Here is a 26,748-nt window from a genome sequence, read left to right on the forward strand (position 1 = left end):
TGGTCATCTGAGCGGCGGTCAGCGGCACTGGGCGAGCATGGCGTTCTTGTCCGCGCGGGTGACGGGCAGGTCGTACTTGAGCGCGACCTGCGCGAAGCGGGTGACGTAGGCGCAGCGGATACGGTGTTGCGGCGGCAGCCAGCCCGCCGGCCCTGAGGCGTCCTTCTGCTCGTTGGCGGCACCGTAGACGGGCAGCAGGTTGAGCGGGTCGTTGGCGAAGTCCACGCGCTTGGACATCGACCAGCGCGGTGTGCCCATCCGCCAGCCGTAGGCGAGCGGGATGACGTGGTCGACCTGGATCTCGTCGGCGTGGTCCTTGCGCCAGTCGATGGTCCGGCCGGTGTAGGGGTCGGTCAGGACGAGGGAGACGACCTCGCAGCGGGAGCCCTGGCGATACTTGACGTCCTGGCCGTCGCGGGCGAGCAGGTCGTCGCGGGTGCGGCAGCCGTTGCGGGCGTACGGGACGCCGGTGGCGGTGTCGGCCCAGTTGTCGCCGTACCTGGTGCGCTCGTAGCCGGTCTTGGGGCCGCGGCCCTTGACCCGGAGCCGCTTGATGAGGGTGCGGGCGCTGGCCCGGTCGGCGTCGGTGGCGATGGGGGCGAGTCCTGGGCGGGTTCCGCTGGTGTTGGTGAGGGGGCTGGCCGCGGTGGCCGGGCTGGTCTTGGTGCCGCCGACGAGGGAGACGACCAGGACGCCCCCTGCCAGGAGGGCGACCGTTTCCTTTGTGCTCAAGTACGCCTCCGGGGATTCTTGGGCACAGGTTCTCTAGAGATCAATTCCCGACATTGTGGTGTTTGACACAGTGAGAGGTTTGAGGCGGCAGAGAGAGGGGTGTGTGGCGCGCGGTCCTGTTGATCCGGATGCGGATCTTCATGGGCGGTGGCCGTTTTCTCAGTTGCGGAGTAATGATGTAAGCAACTGAGAAGGGTGTCGTCATGGATGATTACTCTCGCGTCGTCTCCTCGGTGGCGGCCGAGCTGCTGCCGAGGGTGGCCAGTGTTCGGGCGGATCGGGGCAGCGGGTCGGCGGTGGTCTTCACGGCCGACGGGTTCCTGCTGACGAACGCGCACGTGGTGGGCTCCTCGAGGGCGGGCACGGTGGCGTTCGCCGACGGGTCGTCGGGTGAGTTCCTGGTGGTGGGGCGCGATCCGCTGTCGGATCTGGCGGTGATCAGGGCGCAGGTGCCCACGCCGGAGCCCGCCGTCCTGGGCGACAGCGACGAACTGGTGGTGGGACAGCTCGTGGTGGCGGTGGGCAGCCCGCTGGGGCTGGCCGGTTCGGTGACGGCCGGCGTGGTGTCGGGACTGGGACGGTCGTTACCGGCCCGGAGCGGTCAGGCCGTACGCCTCATCGAGGACGTGATCCAGACCGACGCGGCCCTGAACCCCGGCAACTCGGGAGGAGCGCTGGCCGACTCGCGGGCGCGGGTGGTCGGCGTCAACACGGCCGTGGCCGGCGTCGGGGTGGGGCTGGCCGTGCCGGTCAACAGCACGACGCGGGGGATCATCGCCACGCTGATCAAGGACGGCCGGGTACGGCGGGCCTACCTCGGACTGGTGACCTCGCCGGCGCCGCTGAGCGAGCCGCTCCGCCGGCGGACCGGGCAGGACAGCGCGCTGCGGGTGGTGGAGGTGATGCCCGGATCGCCCGCCGACCGGGCCGGCCTGCGGGCGGGGGATCTGGTGCTGAGCGCGGACCGCCATCCGGTGGGCGACGCGCAGAGCTTGCAGCGGCTGATGTTCGCCGAGGCGATCGGGCGGCCCCTGCCGATCACGGTCCACCGCAACGGGGCGCTGGTGGACGTCATCGCGGAGCCGGTCGAGCTGACGAGCCGCGCTTAGCCGGCCGTCAGGAGGACCACGGAGTCTGCGCGGGCTCGGCCGGCGCCGGTGCGGATTCCGCGGGTGCCGGTTCGGCCGACGCCGGTTCCGCGGGCGTGGGCGGCGTCGGCTTGACGTAGGTGCCGTTGCGGCGGGCCAGGAGCTCCTCGAACAGGGCGTCCCACTGCGCGCCGATGACGTCCACGTCGTACGTGCGCGCCGTCTCCAGCGCCCCGGCCGCCAGGCGGCGGCGCAGTTCCTCGTCCTCGATGACGCGCAGGAGCGAGGTGGCGAGGTTGGCGTTGGTACGCGGCTTGACCAGCAGCCCGTCGACCTCGTCGGTGATCATTTCCTTTGGCCCGTGCGGGCTGTTGAAGCTGACGATGGCCAGCCCCTTGGCCATGGCCTCCAGGATGGTCATCGGGAAGCCCTCGTGGCGCGAGCTGAGCACGAAGACGGACGCCTTCTCCAGCTCGGCGCCGACGTCGGAGGTGGCGCCGGGCAGCTCGATCTGGCCCTCGAGACCCGCGTCGATCACCTGCTGGCGCAGGTTGTCCTCCTGGGGGCCGGCGCCGTAGATGCGCAGCTTCCAGTCGGGGTGGGTCTTGGCGACCTCCTCCCAGGCGACGATGAGCCGGTGGAAGCCCTTGAGGCGGGTCAGTCTGCCGACGGCGATGACGACCTTGGAGTCGAGCTTGGCCACGTCGCCGGTCATCGGCGGCACGGCGTTGGGGATGCGGATCAGCCGCTTCGGCTTCTTGGGCAGGGCGGCGCGGTAGTCGCGCAGGTCGGCCTTGGTGAGGGTGGCCAGCGCGTCGAAGCGGCGGTAGCGCCACTTGATCAGCTCCTGCACCGCCTCCGGCTGAGTACGCAGCGCGACGTGCTCCTGGCCGATGGTGATGACGCTCGGCAGCGCTAACTGGGCCATCGCCAGGTTGAGGCCGGGCCTGGTGGAGATGAGGATCCCGGTGTCGAGCGAGCGGATGTAGCGGGCCAGCTTCAGGTCGGTCCACAGGTTGAAGCGGTGGAACGCCGACTCCTCCGGCGGGATGAGCTTGCTCGGCCGCTTCGACAGCATCGCGCGTACCGGGTCCGGGCCGGGGTTCAGCCGGTCGTCCAGGAAGCGGAACTTGACCCGCGGGTCGATCGGGAAGAAGGGCTCCTCGGCCTCCTTCAGGATGCTGACGATCTCCACGTCGTGGTTCTCGGCCAGATAACTGGCGAGGTTGAAGACGGTCCTGATCGTGCCGCCCATGCCGTACGCGTGCAGGATCAGGATTCTGACCTTGTCCGTGGACGGCGGCGGCGCTTTGCGCACCTTGCGGCGGTTGTAGCCCTTGTACAGCCGGACCATCGCCGACCTGCCCTTGCGTGCCAGTGCGCGCACCTGAGAAGTCCCCCTTGAACCGAGAGTGTCACTACACAAGTGGCCAATGGCGATGTGTGCGAATTCGCCACCGGCTTATTGTCCCGCTTCGGTGGAGTGTCCTGTCCATCCCCGAGGACTAACCCCACGCATGATCTATAGACGTTGCAAATCCTCTTAAGGTTGCATCCGTGGCCGATGTGTTGGATCCGGGGTGTGTGGGGGGTGTTCGGCCAGCAGCCCGAGTATCACGTCGATGGCCTTCTCGAGCTGGGTGTCCGTGCCCGCCGCGTAGTCCTGCGGGGTGATGTCGATCTCGATGTCCGGGTCGGTGCCGTAGTTCTCGACCTGCCAGCCGACGTCGTCGAAGGCGAAGGAGAACTCTGGCTGTGTGGTGACAGTGCCGTCGGCCAGCCGGTGCCGCGGCCAGATGCCGATGACCCCGCCCCAGGTTCGCTTGCCGACGAGCGGGCCGAGGCCGCGCAGCTTGAAGGTGTGGCTGAAGATGTCGCCGTCGGAGCCGGCCCATTCGTTGGTGATGGCGACCAGCGGACCGCGCGTCGACTCCGGCGGGTATGGCTCGGGATCACCCCAGCGGGGATAGTCGTAGCCGAGTCTGCGGCGGGCCAGCTTCTCCAGCAGCAGCGCCGAGACGTTGCCGCCGCCGTTGAAGCGGACGTCGACGATGAGCGCGTCACGGTCGTGCTCGGCCAGGAAGCCGCGGTGGAACTCGGCGAACCCGTCGGTGCCCATATCGGGAATGTGTACGTATCCGACGCGGCCGTCCGAGCGCTGATGGCAACGGGCGCGGTTGAGGTTGACCCAGTCGCGGTAACGGGCGGGCCCCTCGTCGGCGATGGCGCGGACGACGGCGGTGAAGACGCGCTCGCCGCGCCGCAGGGTGAGCTCGACCTCCTCGTCGGCCTGGTTGACCAGGCGTTCGTTGGGGGTGGCGGTCTCGCCGATGGGGGCGCCGTTGATGGCCAGGACCGCGTCGCCCGGCCGTACGTCCAGGCCGATCCGGTTGAGCGGGGAGGTGGCCTCGGGGTTCCACGCGTCGCCGGTGACGATGGCGCCGATGTGGTAGACGCCGTCGCGATAGTCCCAGTCGACGCCGAGCTTGCCCTGCGTGTAGTCGGGGCCCGGCCGGTACTCGCCGCCGCTCTCGTAGGCGTGGCTGGTGGCCAGCTCCCCGTGGAGCTCCCACAGCAGGTCGGAGAACTCGCCGCGGGTGCTGACGCGTTCGACGAGCGGCAGGTAGCGCTCGTAGACGGCGTGCCAGTCGACGCCGGCCATGTCCTCGGTCCAGAAGTTCTCGAGCTGCAGGCGCCACGCCTCACGGAACATCTGCCGCCATTCCGCCGCCGGGCAGACCGACACCTTGATCCGGGACAGGTCGATCCACCCGGTTTCGCGGCCCGGGGTGTCGCCGTCGTCGTCGGGCGTCTCGGCGGCCTTCAGCACGCGCAGCCGGTCGCCCGCCCGGTACAGGAGCGTTTTGTGATCGCGGCACAGCTCGAAGTCGCTGACGCCGCGGGCGAAGGTCTCGCGCTCACCCTTGGTGAAGTCGTACAGGTCCAGGATGCTCTCACCCTGCAGCGGGCTGCTGAGAATGAGCGCCTTGCCCGGCAGCCCGGCGACCCGCTCGTAGCGGCCTTCCGGCAGGGGGAACGCGGTGACGCGGCGGGCCAGGCCCTCGAGGTCGACGCGCAGCGGCTCGGGCTCACCCTCCTCCTCTTCCTCTTCCTCCTCGTCCTTCGCTCCCAGGGGGCGGGGCTGCGGGACGAACGGGTCGGGGACGTCCCGTCGCAGCGCGATGGCGTAGGGGCGGGTGCCGAGGGGGAAGCCGAGGTCGAACTGGAGCTGGTCGTAGACGGGGGAGAAGACCCGCTGGCCGATGAAGTAGAGATAGCGGCCGCGCGGGTCGAAGGCGGGGCGGGAGTCTTCGAGCAGGGGTTCGGTGGCGGCGACGGTCTGGCCGGTCGCGGGGTGGTGCAGCATGATCGCGGCGGTGTGGGCGTTCAGCGGGGTGGCGTACGCGAGCCAATGGCCGTCGTGCGACCAGGCGGGGTCCGCCGGCGGGCCGTGCGGGTTGGCCTCGACGAGTACGGCCCGCCCGGTGGCCAGATCGACAAGGTGCAGCTCGTCGCGGTGGTTGGTCACGGCGACGCGGTCGTGGGCGGGATCGGGCACCAGCGCGGTGATCCGCCCGAGCCGGGCGATCTCCGGGGCGGCCGGGTCGCCGAGGATGACCAGCTGTTCCTCGTCACCGTCGTCACTGGCGGCGGCGATGAGGCGGCGGCCGTCGTTGAGGAAGGTCAGGAAGCGGTAGCGGACGCCGTCGGGCTCGCCGTGCTGCCGGACCGGCCCTTCCCAACCGGCCATGGTGTACGCCTTGCCGCGCGCGGTGACCGCCAGGGCGCTGCCGTCGGGAGTGAGCGTGGCGCTCTCGAGGTAGTCGTCGGCCTCCACGAACCGGCGGTTGCGCTGGGTCCTGGAGCTGGCCAGCCGTACGTCGATCCGCTGGGGTGCGTCCTCCGGATCGAGCAGGTAGAGGTCGGCGCCCGCGTGGTAGACGAGGCGGTGGCCGTCACCGGACAGATTGCGCGCGTAGTAGTCGTCGTGGTGGGTGTGCTTGCGCAGGTCGTCGCCGTCCGGAGTGCAGGAGTAGACGTTGCCGACGCCCTCGTGGTCGGACAGGAAGCAGACGCGGTCACCGCTCCAGCAGGGCGACGCCAGATTGCCGGGCAGCCGGATGAGCCGGCGGAAGCGGCCTTCGCCGTCGGGGTCGATCCACAGGTCGCCGACGGTGCCGCCGCGGTACCTCTTCCAGCGCGCGGGGTCGGCGGTGTTGCGGCCCAGGACGATCATGCCGCGGGGGCCGTGGGCGATGGAGTTCGCCGGCCCGTACGGCAGGCGGTGCGGCACACCGCCCGGCGCGACCCGGTGCAGCCACTTGCGGCCCTCGAACGGCTGGCACTCGTCGCTGGCGTACAGGATGCGGCCCTCGGGGTCCCAGCCGGTCACGGTGCAGCGGGCTCCGTGATAGGTGACCCGCCGGGCCGCGCCGCCGTCGGCGGGCATGACGTACACCTCTTCCGGGCCCTCCTCGCGCCCGACGAAGGCGAGCTGGTCGCCGCGCGGCGAGATGCGCGGGTAACCGGCCTCGGCGAGCCCGGCGGTCAGACGGAAGGCGCGCCCCCCGAGGGCGGAGACCATCCACAGGTCGTCCTCGGCCGCGAAAACGACCACGTCCTGGAAGATAGAGGGGAAGCGCAGGTAGGCGGACATGTGTGCTCCGTGATCAGGCAGCCGGGACTCCGGCCGCGGCTGCCTGATCCTTTCACCGCGTCAAGCCATGTCCGGCTTCTTGGGCTCCTTCTTGGCGTCCTTGGCGTCCTTGTCCTGGCGGGCGGGCTTGATCGTCTGTTTCTTGGTCTTGCCGGTCTTGGCGGCCGGCTTCTTGTTCGTCTGTGCCATTGGTTCCCCCTGAACGGATGATGTGGGATTAGTACATCAACCGCCTTAGTACCCATTTCCGGAAGAAAACCGACATGTGAAGTAACTGTCGGCGGACGACCGGTGACATATCGTTACCTTCGGGTGGGACGATCACCGAAGGGCCGCGACCACCACACGCCCTCGCCATGCGACAGGCCGGGCAGCGCCAGCTCGAACTCGCGCACCGCCAGGGCCGGGATGTCACCGCTGACCAGCCACACCGCCTCCCGCGGCACGGCATCGGCCACCACGGCGCCCAGCGCCGCCAGCCGTACGGTCGCCGCGCTCAGCGACTCCGGCGGCACCTCCAGTTCGAAGCGGTGGCACGGCTCGTACACCCGGGTGCCCGCCTGGCGCAGCGCCCGCCGCAGCACGTTCGTCGTCCGCCCCCGGAAGTCGGCCGCCGTGGTGACCGGGCTGTCATAACCGGTCCTGGTCAGCGTGACCAGGAGGTCGGTGACCGGCCAGCCGTGCGGGCCCTCGGACAGCGTGTCGCGTACGGTGTCCTCGATGGCCCGGTGGAAGGCCAGCGGCAGCGACCCCAGATCCACGCCCAGCCGGTATCCGACACCGGACCCGATCGCGGCGGGCTCCACCCGCAGGCCGACGGTGGCGACGAAGTCGTTGCGGCCATGGCGGGCGATCTCCTCGACGACCTCCGCCCGGCGCGCGGGCCGTTCGAGATAGACGGGCCGGGTCGGCTCGAACACCGCCTCCACCCCGAACTCCCCGGCCAGCGTCTCGGCGATGACCTCCTTCTGCACCTCCCCATAGAGCAGGACCGACGTCTGGCCGCCGGGCAGGGCGCGGGTGCCGATCAGCGGATCCTGCTCGGCCAGGGCGGCGAGCGCGGCATGCAGCCGGCCCTCCTGTCCGGGAACCCGCGGCCTGACCACCGTCTCCAGACTGGGCGCAGGGAAGTGCCCACCCTTGGACGCGTCCTCTGGTGAGATGCCCAGGCGCCTGTCCGGCGCGGTGCCGGGGCGGCTAGCTGGTGGGGTGCCGAGGCGGCTGTCCGGCGCGGTGTCGAGGTGGTCGTCTGGTGGGGTGCCGACGCGGCTGCCTGATGGGGTGCTGAGCTGGTCGCTTGGTGGGAGGCCGAGGTGGTCGCCGACCCGGACCTCGGGCACGCCCCACACCTTCGCGATGTCCCCGGCCACCGCCTGCGACTCCGCCGACCCGGCCACGCGTACCGCGGTCGGCCGCCCACTGTACTCCTCCACCGTCCCGTCACGGCGCAGGCGATGGAAGGGCACCCGCTGCCGCGCACGCAGCACGCCGGACCGCATCCGCAGATAGGCGACCTTCTCCCCGGCGGCGCCCCGCTCGATCGCGAACACGGTCGCTTTGAGCGCCTCACCCGACGAGGCCGTGCCTGACTTAGGCGAGCCCGCCACGGCTGTGCTCGCTCTGGGCGTGCCTGACCCGGCCGTGCCCGCTATGGCTGTGCCCGCTATGGCTGTGCTCGCTCCGGGCGTGTCCGGCATGGTCGTGGCGGGCAGCAGCCGGAACCCGTGGAGCAGATCGCCGACACCCCGCCCGGTCATCGCCGACCCGAACAGCACCGGATGCAGCACTCCGTCGGCGCACTGCCGGGCCATCGCCGCCCACACCTGCCGGCCACTCGGCGCCCGCCCCTCGACGAGCGACTCCAGGATGCCGTCGTCATGCTCGGCCAGCATCTCAGCCACCTCGCCGCCGACCGCCTCACCGCCAAGGAGGGAATCGCCGGAACCGTCCGCCTCGTCCGGGCCGATGATGCGGCGCGTGCGGGCATCCGGACCGCCGATCTCCTCGACGGTGTTCAAGGCGACGGTGTACGGCGAGAGCCACCGCCGGATGTCCTCCAGCAGTTCCCGCTCCCGGGCTCCGGCCCGGTCGATCTTGTTGACGAAGATCAGCGTAGGCACCCGCAGCCTGCGCAGCGTCTTCATCAGCAGCCGCGAGTGCGGCTGAACCCCTTCGACGGCCGACAGCACCAGCACGGCGCCGTCGAGCACGCCGAGCGCGCGTTCGACCTCGGCCACGAAGTCGGCGTGGCCGGGTGTGTCGATGAGGTTGACCCGTAGGTCGCCCACGGTGAAGGAGGCGACGGCGGTGCGGATGGTGATGCCGCGGCGCCGCTCGATGGCCCCGCTGTCGGTCTGTGTGCTGCCGTCGTCGACGCTGCCCAGCCGGTCGATCGTGCCGGTCTGGAACAGCAGTCGCTCGGTCAGGCTCGTCTTACCCGCGTCTACATGCGCGAGGATGCCGATGTTGAGGATGTACATGCGTGGTCGAAGCCTCGAGAACTCTCGTGCCAATGGGGCGCTGGGAGACTCGAAGGCACCGCATTACCTGCTCCTGCTGGTCGGCGTCAGAAACGGCCTCATGATGTCATCTGCGTCGGCCGCGCTGCCAATGATTATTCGCGGCTCACCCGCTCGCCGGCCCGGAGAGGCCGGAGAGGCCGAGCAGTCACAGGCCGGAGAGCCCAGAGCTGATCGCACCCCACGGGCCGGAGAGGTCGAGCTCCTGCGCCGTCAGAGGCAGAGAGGTTGAGCCGGCGCGCCGTCGCAAGCCGTAGAGGTCGAGGTGCCGCGCTGTCACAGGCCGGGGAGGCTGAGTTGCCGCGCCTGTGGTGCGGGCTCGGGGTGGGCCGGTGGAGCGGGCTCAGCACGAGGCGGGAGGCGGCGGGCTGAAGCCGCGGTCGCCCGGCCGACACCGTGGCGTCGGGCCAGCTCCTTGACCTGGTCGGTGATGCGCTGCTGGTAGGCCTGCGGCGCGTAGGCGCCCCTTCCGTACAGCTCCAGGTAGCGCGGCACGAGCCGGGGATGCTCACGCGACAGCCACTCCAGCCACCACTCGCGCGCCCCGGGCCGCAGGTGCAGGACGATGGGCGCGAGGTGGGTGGCGCCCGCCTGGGCGATCTCCTTGACCGTGCGTTCGAGCTGGTCGGGGGAGTCGGTGAGGTACGGCAGGATCGGCGCCATCAGCACACCGCAGGAGATGCCGTGGTCGTTGAGCGTGGCGCAGACCTCCAGTCGTCGGCGCGGAGCGGGGGTGCCGGGCTCGACGGAGCGCCACACATCGGGGTCGACGAAGCCGACCGACACGCTGGCGCTCACCTGGGTGACCTCGGCGGCCTCGGTCAGCAGGTCGAGGTCGCGCAGGATGAGCGTGCCCTTGGTGAGGATCGAGAACGGATTCGCGGCGTCGCGCAGGGCGGCCAGGATGCCCCTCATCAGCTGGTAACGGCCCTCGGCCCTCTGGTAACAGTCGACGTTCGTGCCCATGGCGATGGGGCCGCCGTGCCAGCGCGGCGCCGCCAGCTCCTTGCGGGCCAGTTCGGTGGCGTTGACCTTGACCACGATCTTCGAGTCGAAATCGGCGCCGGCGTCGAGGTCGAGATATTGGTGGGTCTTGCGGGCAAAGCAGTAGACGCAGCGGTGGCCGCAGCCCCGATAGGGATTGATGGTGTGCTCGAACGGGACCCGGCTGGCCGCCGGCACCCGGTTGATGATCGAGCGGGCCTGGATCTCGTAGAAGGTCATCCCCTTGAACTCGGGAGTGTCGAACGTGCGGGTGACCGCGCCGCGGGCGAACAGCGGCACGGCCGGATCGTCCCGGCCGGAGTCGGCCAGGCGCAGGTTGTCCCAGCGCATCCCATGATTAGAACAAAGGTTCGACGAAGATCGCAAATGAAAAGAGGTGGCAATTACCTGCTTGGGCGGGGGCTAATGATCTTCATGGTTGGGCAGAAACCCGGCACAGAGCTTGCGTTCCGGAGGTGCACCCATGGCCTGGTCGCAGGACGAGGAGCGGATGCTGGCGCAGATCGAGCAGCACCTCGTCGACGACGATCCGCGACTTGTGGCGAGGTTGGAGTCGTTCAACGAGCGGGCTCGTCGCAGCGAGGAGAAGGTCGACGGGCAGTCCGGCCGCCGGCGCAGGCCGCGCCGCTCGACGGTCATCATCCTGATCAGCTGGCTGTTGATCGCCACTCTGGTCGCGACGCTACTGATCATGGTCCTGCGCCACGAGGCCGCCACGGCACTGGCGCTGGCCGCCTCGCTCTAACGCATCTCCCGAAATATCCGGCGTTTTGTGACGCCCGTGCGCCAGACGCCGTACGTCAGACGCGAGACGCCGTGCGCAGTGCGGTAGACGCCTGACGCAGTGTGTCGGATGCCAGACACCGTGTGCCGTGCCCGCAGGCCGTGATCTCGCCCGCTGGAGACACAAGTCCTATTGCTCCCGGAATACTCGCATGCGTATAGTCGCCCACGAATATTCGTCTACGAGGATGGTGTGGGTGGCGCAACGACGCCGGGTGGCCAATCTGCTGGCCCTCGCCGTGCTCACGGTGGTCGCGGAACGGCCGATGCATCCGTACGAGATGGCATCCGTCCTGCGGGCCCGTGGTAAAGACCGCGAGACGCCCATCAAGTGGGGCTCCTTCTACACAGTGGTACGCAATCTGGAGAAGCACGGTTTGATCAGGGCCACCCAGAGCGCCCGGCAAGGGGGCCGGCCCGAGCGGACCGTCTACCGCATCACCGCCGACGGCCGCGAGGAGGCCGAGGACTGGACGCGCGAGCTTCTGGGGACTCCTGAACGGGAGCCGACGGGGTTCGAGGCCGGGCTGTCGGTGATGGGCGGGCTCGACCCCGAAGAGGTCACCGCGCTGCTCCGGCGGCGGCTCGCCCTGCTTCGTGACCGGATCGCCGTCCAGCGCGAGACTCTGGAGGTCGAGCGCGGCGAGATCCCGCGGCTGTTCCTCATCGAGTCCGAATACGCCCTGGCCATGAGCATGGCCGAGGAGGCGTGGACCGGAGCGCTGCTGGCGGAGCTGACGATCGGCACGTTCCCCGGCATCGACCAGTGGCGGGTCTACCACCAGAACACCCGCCCCGCACCGGTCGCGACTGGCCCCGCGACAAGGGGTCACGCGGACGAGATCGGCACGGCGGAAAGAGCCCGCCTGGACAGAGGCGGCCTGGCGGGCTGATCGGGTCACAGGTGGCGCAGGAAGGTGGCCGCCACCGGGGCCGCGACCTTGCCCCCGGTGCCGCCGCCCTCCACCACCACGGCGAAGGCCACGTCACCCTTGAACCCCATGAACCAGGCATGAGTCTTGAGCTTGTCGCCGGTGCCGTACTCCGCCGTGCCCGTCTTGCCGAGCGTGCCCGAGGGCAGCCCGGACGCCTTGGCGGTGCCCTTGGAGACGACGGCGGCCATCATGGCGTGCAGGTTGGTTTTGACGCCCTCGGGCAGCGGCTGTTCGGCCGCCTTCTGCTTCAGGTCGGGCACCAGCGTGGGCGGCCGCCAGGTGCCGTCGGCGATGGCCGCCGCGACCGAGGCCATCGACAGCGGACTGGCCGTGATCCTGGCCTGCCCGAACGATTCGGCGGCCAGTTCGGCGTCCGACTCCGCCTTGGGGAAGCTCGCCTTGGTGGCCGACACCCCGATGTTCAGCGGCTGGTTGAATCCGACGTCCTCAGCCGTCTTGAGCAGCTTGTCGGCGCTCAGGCGCGTCTCGGCGAGCGGCGCGAACGTGGTGTTGCACGAGTGCGCGAAGGAGTCGAGGAACGACAGCGACCCGAACTCCTCCTTCTCCGAGTTGCGGATCTTCAACCCGCCCACCGTCGCGTACATCGGGCAGGTCACCTTGTCCTCGGGCGACATCCCGGCCGCCAGCAGCCCGATCGCGGTGACGGCCTTGAACGTCGAGCCCGGCGGGTATCGGCCGTCGAGCGCCCGGTTGAAGCCGCCCTGGTTGTTGACCACGGCCAGGATCTCGCCGGTGCTCGGCTTGATCGCGACCATCGAGGTGGGCTTCTTGACGTCCTTGACGGCGGCGACCGCCGCGGCCTGCGCGCGCGGGTCGAGCGTCGTCTTCACATCCTCGCCCTCGCTGCCCTCGATCGTCTGCAGCGTCTTGTCGCCGACCTTGATCTCGGTCGCCGGGGTGCCGGCCAGCTGCTTCTGGAACGTCGCCTGCAGCCCGTCCCGGCCGATGGCCTGGCCGACCTGGTAGGAGGAGCCGAGCTTGGCCACGTCCTTCTTGGTCGCCTTCTCGAGGTAGCCGACGAGCTGTTGCACCGACCCGCCGGCCGAGCCGTCGTCGATGCGGCCGCCGTCGGCGTCGGTGATCTTCGCCCGGTCGGGCCAGCGCGTCTTGAGCGCGAACGTGGCGCCGGCGGTCAGCGACGGGTGCAGGGTCTTGGGCGTCCAGTCGACCTTCCAGGCGCGATCGGCCACCTTCAGGTCGATCTGTCCCTCGTAGGTCCAGTCGCCGATGTTCTTCAGTTTCAAGGTCGTGGTGTACGGCACGTGGGCCCGGTCGTCGCCGGACTTGGTGACGGTGCCGAGCTTGACCGAGGTCGACTCGACCGCGAGGCCGGTGCGCATCTGGTCGTACGCCGTCAGTTGCTGCGGCGCGGCCAGCGTGGCGCTCATGGCCGCCTTGTCACCCGACTGCCAGGCGGCGGCGAAAAGCCGCGCCGTCTCGGCGGGTGTGCCTCTCGTATGAAACACGTAGTACGCGCCACCGGCAGCGGCCCCCGCCGCCAGCACGGTGACGCAGGACACGATCGCGATGGTGCGGCCACGCGCCACTGGTCAGCCCCCATGGTCATCGACAGGTTGCAGAGCTTAGCGACAAATTAGGACATATTGCTGGCAGCTTTGAAGCTCGACGCATAGGTCGGCACGTACTCCTGACCGGACAGCTCCCGGATCGCGGCCATGATCTCGTCGGTCACCCGGCGGCGGTCGCGGGCCTTGCTGTGGTCGCCCTCGAACCGCATCGGCGCGCCGATCGTGATGCCGATCCTGGCCGGGCGCGGCACCTTGGCGCCGACCGGCAGCACGCGTTCGGTGCCGCTGAGGGCCACCGGCAGCACGGGCGCGCCCGTCTTGAGCGCCAGCCAGGCCACGCCGATCTTGCCGCGGTAGAGGCGGCCGTCGGGGGAGCGGGTGCCCTCGGGGTGGATGCCGAACAACTCGCCGCGGTCCAGCAGGTCGGCGGCGGCGTCCAGCATCTCCTGCGCGGCGTGCGCGCTGTCGCGGTCGGTGGGCAGGCTGCCGCCCAGGCGCATGAACCAGCCGGAGACCGGGTTGCCGGAGAAGTATTCCTTCTTGGCGGCGAACGTCACGTGCCGCGGCAGGAGCGCGGGCAGCAGGTAGGAGTCGAGCACCGACAAGTGGTTGGCGGCGAGAATCGCCGGTCCCGTCCTCGGCACGTGCGCCGCGCCGGAGATGTGCGGGCGGCACATCGCATGGGCGATCGGCGTAGCGGCGAACTTGACCACTTCATATAGCAACGGGCTCTCCTGGATGATCGGCGGTCCGGCCACCCACCCTAGAGCAGGCGCCCCGGCCGGAACCGGGGCGCCTGAAAAGCCTAAGGCCGATGTGGCGGTCGCCTCCTCGGCGAGATGCACAACACGGCTCCAGCCGAACGGTATTCCGTGAAGGCGGTAATTTGCGGCCCGGGGGACACAGACCACATCGGCCATTCGATGCTAACGGACATCCGGCGGCACGTATTCCACCGGCCTAAAAGAAACGGTCAGGTTCTGGTCCAGTGTGGCTGGGCGACGTCGAAGACCCGCAGCTCACGGCCACGCAGAGCGACCTCCGCGAACTGCCACAAAATCGCCCCCGTCGGCGCGTGGACGACGATCGAGGGCCCCAGCGGCATCTGCAGCAGCCCGCCGCGCCAGCGCGGCACCCCCGGCGCCAGGAACCGCTCCAGCGGCACAGCGTGCACCGAGGCCACCTCGTGCGCGTCGGCGACCGGTCGTTGCTCCCCGCCGAAGGCCACCACCGGCGTGATGACGAACCCCGAGTCGGTGACGAAGTCGTCGAGCAGCCCCGCCACCTCGACACCGGTGACGGCCGTCTCCTCGGCCAGCTCCCGCAGCGCCGCCTCGACCGGCTGCTCGCCGTCGTCGAGCCGCCCGCCCGGCAGCGCCCACTGCCCGGGATTGCGTCCGCGCGACGCCCGCCTGATGAGGATCGTGTACGGCAGGCCGGCCGGGTCCTTGAGCACGCACACCGTCACGGCGGCCCGGCGCACCCCCTCGGCCGGCGGCACCTCCCGGCGGTCGAAGGCGGTCAGGCGGGTGGCGACCAGCTCACGCAACTCATCGATCGGAGGAAGCACCAGCACAGGATCTCACGCCCGCTATATCCACCTATGTCATTCGAGACGGCGCTTGCCGGGCGTCCGGAAGGTGTCAGTCGAGTCCGCGCTTGCCGGGCGTCCAGAAGGGCTTCGTCCGGACGTCCCCGCGCTGCCAGCCCCGTTCGCGTACGAGATGCGCGCGGACGGCCTGGATCGTCCGGGCCTCCCCGGCGAGGTAGGCCACCCCGGGCTCGTCCGGCAGGTCGAGCTTCCTGACGGCCTCCACCAGCAGCTCGGAGTTCGCGGCGGACGCTCCGTCGCGGCAGACCCGGGTGAGCTCGCGCGGCAGGTCCAGATGGTCACCGGGCCCATCGGCCTCCACGGCCCCGAACACCGTCTCGCCCAGCGGCAGCGCGCGCAGCATCGCGCCGAACGCGACCGACGCCGTCTCCTCCCCGGCGAACAGATGGTAGGGCGCGGGGCGTACCACGAGGCTGCCTTCCGGCTTGGTGAAGGCGATCTCCTGGCCGGGGTGGGCGTTCCTGATCCAGGTCGTGCCCGGTCCGTCGCCGCCGTGGTCGAAGCCGATCAGCTCGATGGTCTGCCAGCTGGGGTCGTGGTGCCAGATCGAGTACGTACGCAGGGCGTCGGTGATCTCGCCCCGTAACCACGTACGGGCGGCGAAGATGTCGTTGACCGCCAGCCGGACGTGCTGGCCGGGGGTCCACTTCAGCCCGCTCAGGGCCTCGCCGCCGATCCTGACCTTCCGCATGCGCGGCGTCACCTGCTCGGTCTCCAACACCTCCCCGACGACGAACAGCCGGTCGCGCAGCGCGCGGGTGATGGTCGTCTTCATTTCCAACTCCTTGCTGAGTGCGGACGCGGGCTTAGTGCGTACGGGCTGCGCGTCTACGCGCTAAGCGCGTACGGGCCGCTGCGCGCGTACGGGCTAAGTGCGTGCGGGCTGTGTGTGTACGGGCTGTGTGCGTACGGGCTGAGCGAGAACGCGCGGGCGGGCTGTGTGCGGACCTGTGGCCGGGCTGAGCGCGGACCTGTGAAGCTGAGCGCGGATGGTCAGCGGCGGCGGGGGTCCAGCTGCTCGATCCGGCGGCGGGCCTCGATGAAGATCGTCTGGATCTCGTCGACCACCCGGGGGTCGCCGTGCGCGTGGGCGAGCGTCTTGACCGCGGCCTTCACCAGGCGCAGGGCCGGGCCGATGATCTCGGCCGCCTCGGGCTCGCGGAACATCCCCCATTCGCCCCGGCTGGCCGCCCGCGCCCAGAGCCGGTCGATCTCCTCGGCCTGCTCACCGACCACGCTCTGGCCCGCCTCGGTGATGTGGTGCACCTTGCGGCCCTCGGCCGCCTCGACCCGGACGAGGCCCTCGTCCTCCAGCATCTGCAGCGTCGGGTAGATGGAGCCCGCGCTGGGCTCGTACGTCCCGTTGAACCGGTCGGCGAGGCGGTTCATCACCTGATAGCCGTGGCCGGGCTGCTCGGCGAGCAGGGCCAGGATCGCCAGGCGCAGCTCACCGGGCCCGAAGAAGCGCCCGGTCGGCCCGAGACCGCCTCCGCCGGGCGCGCGGCGTGCGTTCATCATGGCTCGGATGCTATATCGAACGATATAACGAAGTAAACCTCAGCTCCGCGTCAAGGCCAGCCCCCGTGCGTCGTGGCGGGCGGTGAGGGTCACGCCGCTGTGGTCGCAGCGGACCGACTGCAGCAGGGGAGTGTTGGACAGGACGGTGACACCGGGGTCCGCCCAGCGCGCGGCCGTGGCCGCCGCGTCCGCGCCGGGCAGGACCAGGCACGCGTACGTGGCGTCGGCCGGCCGCGGGCCGTGGTCGAAGCCGACGGTGAACACCTCGGCGGCCAGCGTCGCGGTGGACCCGGTCGCGGTGATGTCCGCCCAACTGCCGCTCCGGCGCTCCACCCGCGCCGAAAGGGGCTCCCGGTCGGACAGCGGCAGGTAACCGATCTGCCCCTGATGCACGAAGGACCCGGTCGTCCTCGGCCCGGTGGTCCTCGGCCCGGTGGCCAACGGGTCGATCGTCAACGGGCCGGTTGCCAGGCGCTGGTCGATCGTCGTCACCACCCTGTACGCGGCCGACGGCGCGGTGATCCCGGCCCCGAGCGCGACGAAGACGTCGTCGAAGCAGAACCACGCCTTCCAGCCGTCCGTGATCCGGTCGGTCCCCGCAAGGCGCATCACGGCCACGCCGTGGCGGCCGTCCGTCCAGCCGCCGACGTCCGGTGACGCGCCGTGCCGGTCGTTGGGACGGGGGAGGAGCGCCGCCGGGTCGGGGGGTTGCTCGGCGGTCACACCGGGCAGGCGCGCCCAGTCCCACAGTGGGATGACCCCCCGGTAGCCGTCCTCCGGCCCGTCGCCGACCCGGATGGGGGCGACGCCGTCGCCGAGGTGGCGGCCACGCAGGTTCTCGCCGTTCATGCTCTCGGTGGGCGCGGTACGGGTGGACGACATGCGCACCGACACCGACCAGCCGGGCCGCCGGTGCACGAGGTAGTCGGAACGTGGGTAATAACGACACCCAACGGGCCCGGCAGCGGGTCGTGCGGCCTCGGTCCTGGCAGCGGGCTGTACGCCTTCGGTCCCGGTAGGGAGCCGTGACGCCTTGGACCCGGCACTGGACCCGGGAGCGGGTCCCGCAGTGGCCCTGGGAGTGGAGCTGGGAGCGGGCTCCGCAGTGGTCCCGGCAGTGCGTTCCGCGGTCGGCTGTTCGGCCTCGGCCAGGCGTTGTTCGAAGGCCGCCAGTTCGGCCTGCCGGGGCGCGCCGGACGCGCGCAGGCGGCGGATCGCGGTTCGCAGGTCGGGGGTGGGTCGGTGGGCGTCCGCTCGGGTGATGTTGCGGCCCATGGTGGTGAAGTCGAAGACGCCCCCGTGTATCGCCCACTGCAGGCCCTCCAGCAGGAAGTCGGTGAAGAAGCTCACCTCGGTGCCGCCGAACGCCCACGGCGTGCCGTACACCACATAGATCCACAAGCCCAGGTCGGCGGCCAGCGCGAAGCCGTAGCCGCCGGAGTAGAGCTGCGCGCCGTGCTGGTGGAAGCTGAAGTCGTCCTGGATGCCCTCGCCGTGGGTCGGCCGCAGGGTCGTCGCCATCCGCGCGACCGCCGAGGAGACCAGGTCGGCGTCGTCCACCAGCAGGCCGTGGCGCAGGACGACCGCCTGGGTCCAGACGAGGTTCTGGCCGGTCATCTCCCCATGGCCCGCGCAGCCCGCGAGCCAGGTGCCCCAGGCCATGCGCTCGGCCGGGTCGAGCCGGTCGGCGAGTAGCAGGAGGGCGTCTCCGGCCAGTTGGGGAGCGGCGATCTCGTTGTACCACCAGTTGGCGCTGCGCGGCCCGCGGCGGCGCCAGGCGTCCAGGGCGGTGAGCGCGCTGGCATGGTGCTGTGGGGAGAGCGCCAGGGAGAGGGTCCTGGACAGGTGTTCCAGCGGTGCCCAGTTCCGGCCGTCGCCCCGGTCGGCGTAGTCGAGGTCCGGCCAAGTGCCATCAGCCCCGAGCCGGTTCACCAGAGGGGTGGGCCCGTCGGCGCCGGGACTGGCCGGTGGGCCGGCGACAAGGCTGGTCGGGAGGTCGGGGATGGGGCCGGTTAGAAGGGCCGGGTCGGCCAGGCCGGTGGCCGCGCCGACTGCGGTGGTGCCGGAGGCGGTGTCCAGCAGTTCGTGCCGCAGCCGGCCCCTGGCCGTTTCGAGGGCCGTGGCGACGGCCGTTTCGAGATCTGGCATGTCGCTCCTCAATCGTGGCGCAGCAGGGCGAAGGCGCGGTCGGCGCGGTGTACGGCCTCCGGCTCTACTTCCGCCAGCGCGCGCCCGTCGGCCAGGGACTGCCAGTTGTACCTGGCCAGTACCCGGTGCGCGGCCAGCACCTGCGCCGCCAGCAGCGAGGCGGTGAGGGCGTCGGGGATCTCCGGGGCCTCCGCGAGCGCGGCGGTCAGGGCGTCCTCATCCATCGACATGTGATGCAGCAGGCGGGCGGCCACGCTGGGCGTGCCGAACACCATGCGGCGAAAGGCGATCACCTCTGGCTGGTCGTTCAGCCCGGTGACCGGGTCGTGCCGGGCCAGGGCGTCGAGGAAGTGCCGGTGCAGCGCCGTCAGCGGATGCTCGCCGGCCGTGCGCTGCCGCACCACCCGCGCGAACTCGCCCTGGTGGTCGCTGATGCGGTGCAGGACGAGGTCCTCCTTGGCCGGGAAGTACTTGAACAGTGTCGGCTTCGACACCCGCGCGGCGGCGGCGATCTCGGTGACGGGGACCTCGTCGAAACCACGCGCCAGGAAGAGCGAGATGGCCGCCGTGGAGATGGCCTCGCGCACGTGTTCCCTCTGCAACTGCCGAAGTCCTGTCATGAGGCCACTCTACCAAAGTGTTAACCTGGTAAAAGTATTAACCGAGTTAACTGGAGGTGGAATGACCACGCTCGACGAGGAGAGGCGATACGTCGAACAGTGCGGAGCCGGGCTGCGCAGGATGCTCGACGCGGCACGGGACAACGTGATCGTCGGCGAGAGCGTGGCGGGCGACCGCTACAGCGCCGAACGGCTCGGCCGCCACCTCAAGAGCCTGGCCAAGGAGCTGAGCGAGGAGCCCGAGGGCCCGCCGTTCTTCGGACGGCTCGACTTCGGCGGCGATTCCGCCGAGCACCGGGGGCGCAGCTACCACATCGGCCGGCGGCACATCACCGGCGAGCACGGCGGCCCGCCGGTGGTCATCGACTGGCGGGCGCCCGTCTCTCGGGCGTTCTACCGGGCCAGCGCCCGCGACCCGCTGGGCGTCGAGGTACGCCGCCGATTCGGCTGGGCCGGCACCACGCTCACGTCGTTCGAGGACGAACGGCTCGCCCAAGGCCAGGAGACCGAGAGCCGGATCCTGGCCGCCGAGATCGAACGGCCGCGCGTCGGCCCGATGCGCGACATCGTCGCCACCATCCAGCCCGAGCAGGACGACCTGGTCCGTGCCGGGCTGGAGGAGTCGATCTGCGTGCAGGGCGCACCTGGCACCGGCAAGACGGCCGTCGGCCTGCACCGGGCGGCGTTCCTGCTGTACGCGCACCGGCAGCGGCTGGAGCGCTCGGGGGTGCTGGTGCTGGGTCCCAACCGGGCCTTCCTCGGATACATCTCGGCGGTGCTGCCCGCGCTGGGCGAGGTCGACGTCGAGCAGTCCACGCTGGAGCGGCTGCTGGGCACGGTCGCGGTCACGGCCACGGACAGCACGGCCGCCGCGCTGGTCAAGCACGACGCGCGGATGGCCGAGGTTTTGCGCAAGGCCCTGTACGGGCGCATCGGCAAACCGGTCGAACCCGTCTCCGTCGCCGACGGCTCCTACCGGTGGCGGGTCGGCGAGGACGAACTGCGCCGCATCGTCGACGACACGCGGCGCGAGGCCATGCCGTACGCGATCGGGCGTGAACGGGTGCGCGCCCGGATCACCGAGCTGATGCGGCGCCAGGCCGAGCTGCGCGGTCACACGGGCAACGCCGTCTGGACGCGCAAGATCGGCAAGGCGCTCACGCCGTTCCTGGACGAGATCTGGCCGGCCGTACGCCCCGAGGAGCTCCTGTGCGCGCTGCTGAGCGACCCGGAACCGGCCGCCCCGATCCTGACGGCCGACGAACGGGCGGCCATCACCTGGGCCCGGCCGCCGCGCGGCTACAAGAGCGCCAAGTGGTCCGAGGCCGACCTGGTGCTGCTCGACGAGATCGCCGGGCTGCTGGAACGGCCGCGCGGCTACGGCCACGTCATCGTGGACGAGGCGCAGGACCTGTCGCCGATGCAGTGCAGGGCGGTGGCCAGGCGCAGCGAGCACGGCTCGATCACCGTGCTCGGCGACCTGGCGCAGGGCACCACGCCATGGGCGGCCGTGTCCTGGCCGCGGCACCTGGAACTGCTCGGCAAGCCGGAGGCCGGGATCGTCGCGCTGACGACCGGGTTCCGGGTGCCCGCGGTGGTGGTCGGCCCGGCCAACCGGCTGCTGGCGGCGCTCGACGTGGACGTGCCCGCCACCACGTCGTACCGCACCGACGGCAGGCTGCTCGTCACCGAGGTGACCGAGCTGGAGAAGGGGGTCGTCGCGGCCGCCCGTGAGGCGCTGACCTTCGAGGGGTCGATCGGCGTCATCGCGGCCGACGCCGACGCCGGCCCGCTCACCGACGCCCTCTGGAACGGCGGCCTCGACATCGGCGAGCGGCTGAGCGTGGTGCCCGCCTCGATGGCCAAGGGCCTGGAGTACGACCACGTGGTGCTGGCCGAGCCCGCCGCCATCGTCGAGGCCGAGGCGCGCGGCCTCAACCGCCTGTACGTCGCGCTCACCCGCGCGGTCTCCCGGCTGGATGTGGTGCACTCCCGGCCGCTACCTCTCGATGTCTTTACAGCCCCCGAAATCACCTGAATTACCAGATGTCGTAGCCTGATCCGCTCGACAGGACGACCGACACGGTGTGTGATGGCCTCACGTCAGGAACGGGCCGCCGACTTGGTTGTGTTCTCGAGAGGAGCCCAGATCGTGACCTCCCCCCAGGATCAGCCCCCGGGCGACGATCCGTCCCGCCGTGAGGCCCAGTGGGCGCAGCAGCCGCCCCCCGGGCCGCCGCCTCCGCCCCCCTACGAGCAGGCGCCGTACGCGCAGTCCGGCCAGAAGTCGGCCGGGCAGTTGCTGTCGATCATCGCGTTCGTCTGCGCGGCGATATCCCTGCTGTTCATCCCTATTCTGTTCGGCCTGGCCGGGATCGGGCTGGGCATCGCGGGCCACACGCGCGGCGAGACGCTGGGCAAGTGGGCCGCGGTCACCTCGGGTGTGGCGATGATCCTCGGCATGGTCATCGGCTACATCGTGGTGTCCAACATGAACACCTGATCCCGCCGTCCCCTGCCTGCCGCCCGGCCAGGACGGTGGGCAGGGACAGCACCTGGAAGGTTCAGCGGAGCGGTCGCGCGGCCGGCAGGCGGAGCCGGTCGACGGCCTCGCGGCGGGTCTTCTCCGGGCGGCGGTCGTAGCGGGCCGTGGTTGCCGGTGACGAGTGGCCGACCAGCGCCTGGGCGGTGGCCAGGTCGACGCCCGCGTCCAGCAACTCGCCGATGAAGGTGCGACGGAAGTCGTGCGCCGTACGCCGGGACGCCCCCGCCTCGCCCAGCCGCCTTGCCAGGATGTCGGCGATGCCCTGCCCGGTCAGCCCGACGGGGCGGCCCTCGCGCATCCGTACGCGGCCCATCCTGCTGATCGGGCTGAACAACGCGCCCGCCTCATCGCCCCGCACCGCCAGCCACCGCTCGACCAGCCCGATCGCGTCGGTCGTCAGGTAGACCATCCGCTCTTTGTCGCGCTTGCCGCGGACCCGGAGCGAGCGGGCGCCAGGGTCGTAGTCGGACAGCGACAGGCCGCCGATCTCGGCGCGGCGGCAGCCGGTGGAGTAGAGCACCGCGATCAGTGCCGCGTCGCGGATCCCGGCGGGTGAGTCGTCGCAGGCCGACAGGGCCGCCCCCACGACCTCCGGTGGCACGTGGTGACCGGTGGGCAGGCGGCTCTGGCGTACCGGAGCCAGGTCGGAGGCGCGCGCGTAGTCCTCCGCGCTGCTCTGCCCGAGCCGCCACGCCTCCTTCAGCACCCGGCGCAGCGCCACCAGGTGCTTGTTGACGTAGGCCGCCGACCAGCCTTGATCGGTCAGCAGGGTGCGAATGCGTACCGTGTGCTCGTAACGCAGCAGATGCCACGGTTGGCCCGCGCCGCTGGCCGCCTCGTCGCCGGTGAGCAGGCGGGCCAGCCGGTCGAGGCAGCCGCGCATCGTGCGGCGCGACTCGGGGCTGGTCAGCGAGTCGAGATAGACGTGATAGGGGTCGCGGGCCGGCTCGACGAGCGTGGTCGGCAGGCCCGGTACGGCGGGCAGGCTCACCCGGCGATCTTAGCCCCGGGATCACTCTTCGAGGCGGGTCACGGCCTTCAGCAGGCGGTCGACGTCAGAATGGTCGTTGTAGTGCACCAGCCCGACCCGCACCGCGCTGCCGGAGTCGCGGATGCCCAGCGCGCCGGTCAGCTCCCAGGCGTAGTTGTGACCGTTCCACACGTTCACGCGGCGCGCGGCCAGCGCCTCCGCGACCTCGCGAGGGGTGCGCCCGGCGACGGTGAAGTAGGCGGTCGAGGTACGCCTGGCGGGCTTGCCGTACAACGTGACGTGCGGCATCGCCTCCAGGCCCGCGATCAGCACGGCGAACAGCTCCTGCTCGTACACCTCGGCCGCGGACAGCGAGGTGAGCAGCCGCTCCCTGCGCGTCCCGGTGCCGGGGACCATGGTGGCCAGGTGGTTCACCGCGGCAGTCACGCCGGCCAGATCGGCGAAGGGGGACGTGCCCCACTCGAAGCGATCCGGCACCGTGTCGGGGGAGGAGGCCAGCTTGTCCGGTCTGATCGTCTCCAGCAGCGCCGGATCGGCGATGACCGCGCCGATGTGCGGGCCCGACCACTTGTAGGCGCTGGTGGCGTAGAAGTCGGCCCCCAGCTCCGCGATGTCCACGGGGCCGTGCGCGGTGGCGTGCACGCCGTCCACGTAGGTCAGCGCCCCCGCCGCGTGTGCCAGCGTGGTGATCGCGGCAACGTCCGGGCGGGTGCCCAGCACGTTGCTCGCGGCGGTCACCGCCACCAGCTTGGTACGCTCGCCGATCAGGTTCGTGTACTGCTCCACCGGCAGCTCCCCGGTCGCCGGGTCCACCTCGGCCCAGCGGATCGTCGCCCCGGCGCGCGTGGCGAGCTGTATCCAGGGCCGTACATTGGCGTCGTGGTCGAGCCGCGAGACCACCACCTCGTCGCCGGGGCCCCAGCCCAGGGCCAGCGCGCCGGCCAGGCGATAGGTCAGCGTCGTCATATTCGGCCCGAGGATCACCCCGTCCGGCAGGCAGCCGACCAGGTCGGCCACGGCCGCGCGGCAGGCCGCCACGATCTCGTCGGCGCGGTGGCTGGCCTCGAAGGCGCCGCCCGCGTTGCCGATACCCGTACGGTAGGCGCTCACGATGGCGTCGATCACCGACTGCGGGACCTGAGTGCCCGCCGCGCCGTCGAGATAGGCGTGGCCGTCGTCCAGCGCGGGATAGGTCGCGCGTACCGATTGAACAGGGAATTTAGCGACCGGAAATTTAGTGGCAAAGGGCATGATGTGTTCATGCTCACCCTGAGAGAGCTCAACCGGGCCACCTTGGCGCGGCAGCATCTTTTGCGCCGCCACCAGGGCGGCGTGGCCGCCGTCGTGCACCGCCTGGCCGGGCTGCAGGCGCAGGAGCCGCGCCCGCCGTACCTGGGACTGTGGACCCGGCTCGACGGGTTCGCCCGCGCCGACCTGCACGCGGCGCTGCGCGCGCGGACGCTCGTGCGCGCCACCATGATGCGCGCCACCCTGCACCTGGTGACCGCGGCGGACTTCGCCGAGTTCCGGCCCCTGTTACAGCCGCTGCTCGCCGCCGCGGCGCGCCGCTTCCCGGAGGTCGACTTCGCCGCCGTCGCGGTAGCGGCGGAGCGGCTGCTGGCCGAGGGGCCGCACACGTTCAACGAACTGCGGCCGAGGCTGGAGAGGGAGTTCCCGGGCGCCTACGACCGGGCGCTCGGCTACGCGGTGCGCATGATGGTCCCGTTGATCATGGTGCCGACCGAGGACCGGTGGAGCTTCCCGCGCGAGGCCGCCTTCGCCCTGCCGGGCATCGAGCTCGCCGCGGAGCCGGACATCGGGACGCTCGTCGAGCGGTACCTGGTCGCGTTCGGCCCGGCCACCGCCGCCGACATGCAGACGTGGTCGGGGCTGAGCGGGCTCAAGGCCGTGCTGAACGGCATGCGCGACCGGCTGGAGGTGCTGGTGGACGAGCGCGGCCGGGAGCTGTTCGACCTGCCCGAGGCGCCCAGGCCGGAGGAGGACGTGCCGGCGCCGGTCAGGTTCCTGCCCGACTTCGACAATCTGATGCTCGGCCACGCCGACCGTACCCGCGTGCTGGCCGAGGAGCACCGCGGCGAGGTCGTCACCAAGAACCTGCGCGTCCGCGCCACCTACCTGGTCGACGGCTTCGTGGCCGGGACCTGGCAGATCAGGCGCACGGGTAAGAAGGCCAAGCTGCTCCTCACGCCCTTCACCCCGGTGCCGACCGAGGCGCTGGAGGAGGAGGCGATGGCCCTGCTGGCCTTCGCCGAGCCGGACGCGGAGGCCCGCTCACTTGAAGTAATGAGCTGATTCTGATTTGTTCGGGGCGGAGGTATGAGCCATGCCGCAGCTGACCGCCCTGGATGCCCAGTTTCTCCATTTCGAGACGGCGACGAACATCGCCAACATCGCCGGCCTGGCCATCCTGGACGGCGATCTCAACCGCGCCGACCTCCAGGCCCTGCTGGAACGGCGCCTGCCGTACGTGCCCGCGTTGCGGCGCAAGCTCGCGTTCGTGCCCCTCGGGCTGGACCACCCCTACTGGGTGCAGGAGGACGACCTCGACCTCGACTATCACGTACGGGAGATCGGGCTGCCGCCGCCCGGCGACGACCGGCAGCTGGCCGACCAGGTGTCCCGGCTGCACGCCCGCCGCCTGGACCGCCGCCGGCCGCTGTGGGAGATCTACCTGATCCACGGCCTGTCCGGCGGCCGCATGGGGCTCTACACCAAGATCCATCACGCGGCCGTGGACGGCATCGGCGGCGCCGACGTACTGGCCGCCCTCCTCGACGTGGGCCCCATACCCGCGCCGGCGCCCGCGGTCGCGCCCGAGCGCGACTCGGAGCCGCCGGGAGCGGCCGAGATGGTCCTGCGCGGGCTCGCCAGGCTGGCCGGCAATCCGGCGCAGGCGGTGCGCTTCGCCGCCCGGGCGATGCCGCACCTGGACGAGATCCCCGTCGTGTCGTCGCTGCCGGGCAGCCGGATGGTGTCGGGGCTGGCCCGCCGGGTCGCCGGCTCCGGGCAGGCCCCGGAACTGCCGTCGCTGCCCGCGCCCAAGACGCCGTTCAGCGGGCCGGTCTCCGAGCATCGGCGCTTCGCGTTCGTCTCCTTGCCGCTGGAGGAGATCAAGCAGGTGCGCAAGGCGTTCGGGGTGACGGTGAACGACGTGGTGATGGCCGTGTGCGCGGGCGCGCTGCGCCGGTGGCTGGCCGCGCACGGCGGCGTCCCGCGTCAGCCGCTGATCGCCGGGGTGCCGTTCTCGCTGCGGGAGGCGGGGACGGGTGGCAACCAGGTGACGTTCATGACGGCGCCGCTGGCCGTCCACCTCGAGGATCCCGTGGCGCGGCTGCAGCAGGTGCGGCTCGCCATGCAGCGGATCAAGGACAGGTTCTCGCTGGCGCCCGCGCGGTGGCTGCGCGAGCTGAGCGAGTCGATGCCCGCCGCCCTCATGGGGCTGGCCTCCAGATCGGCGTTCGGCCTGGTCGGGCAGACCGCGCCGCCCATCAACGTGGCCATCTCGAACGTACCGGGCCCGCAGTTCCCCCTGTACGTGTGCGGCGCCCGGCTGCTCACCCACTACCCGGTCTCGGTGATCACCGACGTGAGCGGCGGGGTGAACATCACCGCCTTCTCCTACGACGGCTCCCTGGACATCGGCGTGGTCACCGACCGGGAGATGGTGCCCGACGCGTGGGAGCTCGCCGACGATCTGCGCGGGGCGCTGGACGAACTGCTCAACGCGGAACGGAACCTGCCGCAATAGCGCACGCTGCCCCGTTTTCTACCGGCGGCTTTTACCGGTCGCCGGGCGGGCGCCGAGCATGGCCGGGCAGCGGGTAGCGTGGAAGACGATGGTGGGACTGAGGCCGGACACGCGTCTCGTCGCCTTAACGAGTATGGCGGCGAGTTCACTCTCGCCCTGCCGCGCGCGGCCACGGCGAACCTCTTACGACGGACAGGTGCCGAATCACCCGCGCGCGGGAAGTAACCGATGATGGCCATCTTCGCCCCCCGGGCCGCGGTCGTCCAGCCGGACCCG

Annotated in this window: 22 protein-coding genes; 7 read left to right on the plus strand and 15 right to left on the minus strand. The window is 70.9% G+C overall.

Features of this window, described 5'->3' with window-relative positions:
* Positions 1-18: 18 nt before the first annotated feature.
* A complete protein-coding gene (locus tag AB0C30_RS32605) occupies positions 19-732 on the minus strand; it encodes an HNH endonuclease family protein (RefSeq protein WP_357951853.1) in 714 nt (237 codons plus the stop codon).
* A gap of 203 nt (positions 733-935) precedes the next feature.
* On the opposite strand from AB0C30_RS32605, the gene AB0C30_RS32610 reads away from it, so the two are divergent.
* The gene (locus tag AB0C30_RS32610) at positions 936-1,841 is read left to right on the plus strand and encodes a trypsin-like peptidase domain-containing protein (RefSeq protein WP_357951855.1); all 906 of its coding nucleotides are present in this window, start codon (positions 936-938) and stop codon (positions 1,839-1,841) included.
* 7 nt (positions 1,842-1,848) lie between these two features.
* Here AB0C30_RS32610 and AB0C30_RS32615 read toward each other — a convergent pair whose 3' ends face one another.
* The 5 genes from AB0C30_RS32615 to AB0C30_RS32635 form a co-directional block, all read right to left on the minus strand.
* Entirely contained in the window at positions 1,849-3,207 is a 1,359-nt protein-coding gene (locus AB0C30_RS32615; protein WP_357951857.1) for a glycosyltransferase family 4 protein, read from the minus strand.
* 156 nt (positions 3,208-3,363) lie between these two features.
* Positions 3,364-6,477, minus strand: coding sequence for a S41 family peptidase (locus tag AB0C30_RS32620; RefSeq protein ID WP_357951859.1), 3,114 nt, complete (start codon positions 6,475-6,477; stop codon positions 3,364-3,366).
* A 60-nt stretch (positions 6,478-6,537) separates the two neighbouring features.
* Positions 6,538-6,666, minus strand: a complete 129-nt coding sequence (locus AB0C30_RS32625) for a hypothetical protein (RefSeq protein WP_357951861.1) — start codon at positions 6,664-6,666, stop codon at positions 6,538-6,540.
* Positions 6,667-6,779: 113 nt separating this feature from the next.
* On the minus strand, positions 6,780-8,957 hold the full coding sequence (locus tag AB0C30_RS32630; RefSeq protein WP_357951863.1) for a GTP-binding protein: 2,178 nt from the start codon (positions 8,955-8,957) through the stop codon (positions 6,780-6,782).
* 315 nt (positions 8,958-9,272) lie between these two features.
* Positions 9,273-10,331, minus strand: a complete 1,059-nt coding sequence (locus AB0C30_RS32635) for an Rv2578c family radical SAM protein (RefSeq protein ID WP_357951865.1) — start codon at positions 10,329-10,331, stop codon at positions 9,273-9,275.
* 133 nt (positions 10,332-10,464) lie between these two features.
* Here AB0C30_RS32635 and AB0C30_RS32640 point away from each other — a divergent pair, with 133 nt between their 5' ends.
* A complete protein-coding gene (locus AB0C30_RS32640) occupies positions 10,465-10,746 on the plus strand; it encodes a DUF3040 domain-containing protein (RefSeq protein ID WP_357951866.1) in 282 nt (93 codons plus the stop codon).
* Positions 10,747-10,981: 235 nt separating this feature from the next.
* The gene (locus tag AB0C30_RS32645; RefSeq protein WP_357951868.1) at positions 10,982-11,677 is read left to right on the plus strand and encodes a PadR family transcriptional regulator; all 696 of its coding nucleotides are present in this window, start codon (positions 10,982-10,984) and stop codon (positions 11,675-11,677) included.
* Positions 11,678-11,682: 5 nt separating this feature from the next.
* On the opposite strand, the gene AB0C30_RS32650 is transcribed toward AB0C30_RS32645, so the two are convergent.
* From AB0C30_RS32650 to AB0C30_RS32680, 7 genes are all read right to left on the minus strand, one after another.
* Positions 11,683-13,260, minus strand: a complete 1,578-nt coding sequence (locus tag AB0C30_RS32650) for a penicillin-binding transpeptidase domain-containing protein (RefSeq protein WP_357951869.1) — start codon at positions 13,258-13,260, stop codon at positions 11,683-11,685.
* 74 nt (positions 13,261-13,334) lie between these two features.
* A complete protein-coding gene (locus tag AB0C30_RS32655) occupies positions 13,335-13,994 on the minus strand; it encodes a lysophospholipid acyltransferase family protein (RefSeq protein ID WP_357951870.1) in 660 nt (219 codons plus the stop codon).
* A 248-nt stretch (positions 13,995-14,242) separates the two neighbouring features.
* Positions 14,243-14,839 carry a CoA pyrophosphatase gene (locus AB0C30_RS32660; protein ID WP_357951871.1) on the minus strand — a complete coding sequence of 199 codons (597 nt, stop codon included), beginning with the start codon at positions 14,837-14,839 and terminating at the stop codon, positions 14,243-14,245.
* Positions 14,840-14,912: 73 nt separating this feature from the next.
* On the minus strand, positions 14,913-15,656 hold the full coding sequence (locus AB0C30_RS32665) for a siderophore-interacting protein (protein ID WP_357951872.1): 744 nt from the start codon (positions 15,654-15,656) through the stop codon (positions 14,913-14,915).
* 218 nt (positions 15,657-15,874) lie between these two features.
* Positions 15,875-16,399 carry a PadR family transcriptional regulator gene (locus AB0C30_RS32670; protein WP_357951874.1) on the minus strand — a complete coding sequence of 175 codons (525 nt, stop codon included), beginning with the start codon at positions 16,397-16,399 and terminating at the stop codon, positions 15,875-15,877.
* A gap of 39 nt (positions 16,400-16,438) precedes the next feature.
* On the minus strand, positions 16,439-18,547 hold the full coding sequence (locus AB0C30_RS32675; protein ID WP_357951876.1) for a polysaccharide lyase family 8 super-sandwich domain-containing protein: 2,109 nt from the start codon (positions 18,545-18,547) through the stop codon (positions 16,439-16,441).
* 8 nt (positions 18,548-18,555) lie between these two features.
* The gene (locus AB0C30_RS32680) at positions 18,556-19,167 is read right to left on the minus strand and encodes a TetR family transcriptional regulator (RefSeq protein WP_357951878.1); all 612 of its coding nucleotides are present in this window, start codon (positions 19,165-19,167) and stop codon (positions 18,556-18,558) included.
* Positions 19,168-19,228: 61 nt separating this feature from the next.
* On the opposite strand from AB0C30_RS32680, the gene AB0C30_RS32685 reads away from it, so the two are divergent.
* Together AB0C30_RS32685 and AB0C30_RS32690 are read left to right on the plus strand one after the other, a co-directional pair.
* A complete protein-coding gene (locus tag AB0C30_RS32685) occupies positions 19,229-21,205 on the plus strand; it encodes an AAA family ATPase (protein ID WP_357951880.1) in 1,977 nt (658 codons plus the stop codon).
* A gap of 114 nt (positions 21,206-21,319) precedes the next feature.
* Positions 21,320-21,670, plus strand: coding sequence for a hypothetical protein (locus AB0C30_RS32690; RefSeq protein WP_357951881.1), 351 nt, complete (start codon positions 21,320-21,322; stop codon positions 21,668-21,670).
* A gap of 61 nt (positions 21,671-21,731) precedes the next feature.
* On the opposite strand, the gene AB0C30_RS32695 is transcribed toward AB0C30_RS32690, so the two are convergent.
* Positions 21,732-22,703: a tyrosine-type recombinase/integrase gene (locus AB0C30_RS32695; protein WP_357951882.1), complete on the minus strand. Its 972-nt coding sequence runs from the start codon at positions 22,701-22,703 to the stop codon at positions 21,732-21,734.
* Positions 22,704-22,724: 21 nt separating this feature from the next.
* Positions 22,725-23,954 carry a cysteine desulfurase-like protein gene (locus AB0C30_RS32700; RefSeq protein WP_357951884.1) on the minus strand — a complete coding sequence of 410 codons (1,230 nt, stop codon included), beginning with the start codon at positions 23,952-23,954 and terminating at the stop codon, positions 22,725-22,727.
* A gap of 9 nt (positions 23,955-23,963) precedes the next feature.
* On the opposite strand from AB0C30_RS32700, the gene AB0C30_RS32705 reads away from it, so the two are divergent.
* Both AB0C30_RS32705 and AB0C30_RS32710 read left to right on the plus strand, forming a co-directional pair.
* A complete protein-coding gene (locus tag AB0C30_RS32705) occupies positions 23,964-25,016 on the plus strand; it encodes a winged helix DNA-binding domain-containing protein (RefSeq protein ID WP_357951886.1) in 1,053 nt (350 codons plus the stop codon).
* A 31-nt stretch (positions 25,017-25,047) separates the two neighbouring features.
* On the plus strand, positions 25,048-26,472 hold the full coding sequence (locus AB0C30_RS32710) for a wax ester/triacylglycerol synthase family O-acyltransferase (protein WP_357951888.1): 1,425 nt from the start codon (positions 25,048-25,050) through the stop codon (positions 26,470-26,472).
* Positions 26,473-26,748: the final 276 nt, after the last annotated feature.

The organism is Nonomuraea sp. NPDC048901 (assembly GCF_040649695.1).
Taxonomy (GTDB): domain Bacteria; phylum Actinomycetota; class Actinomycetes; order Streptosporangiales; family Streptosporangiaceae; genus Nonomuraea.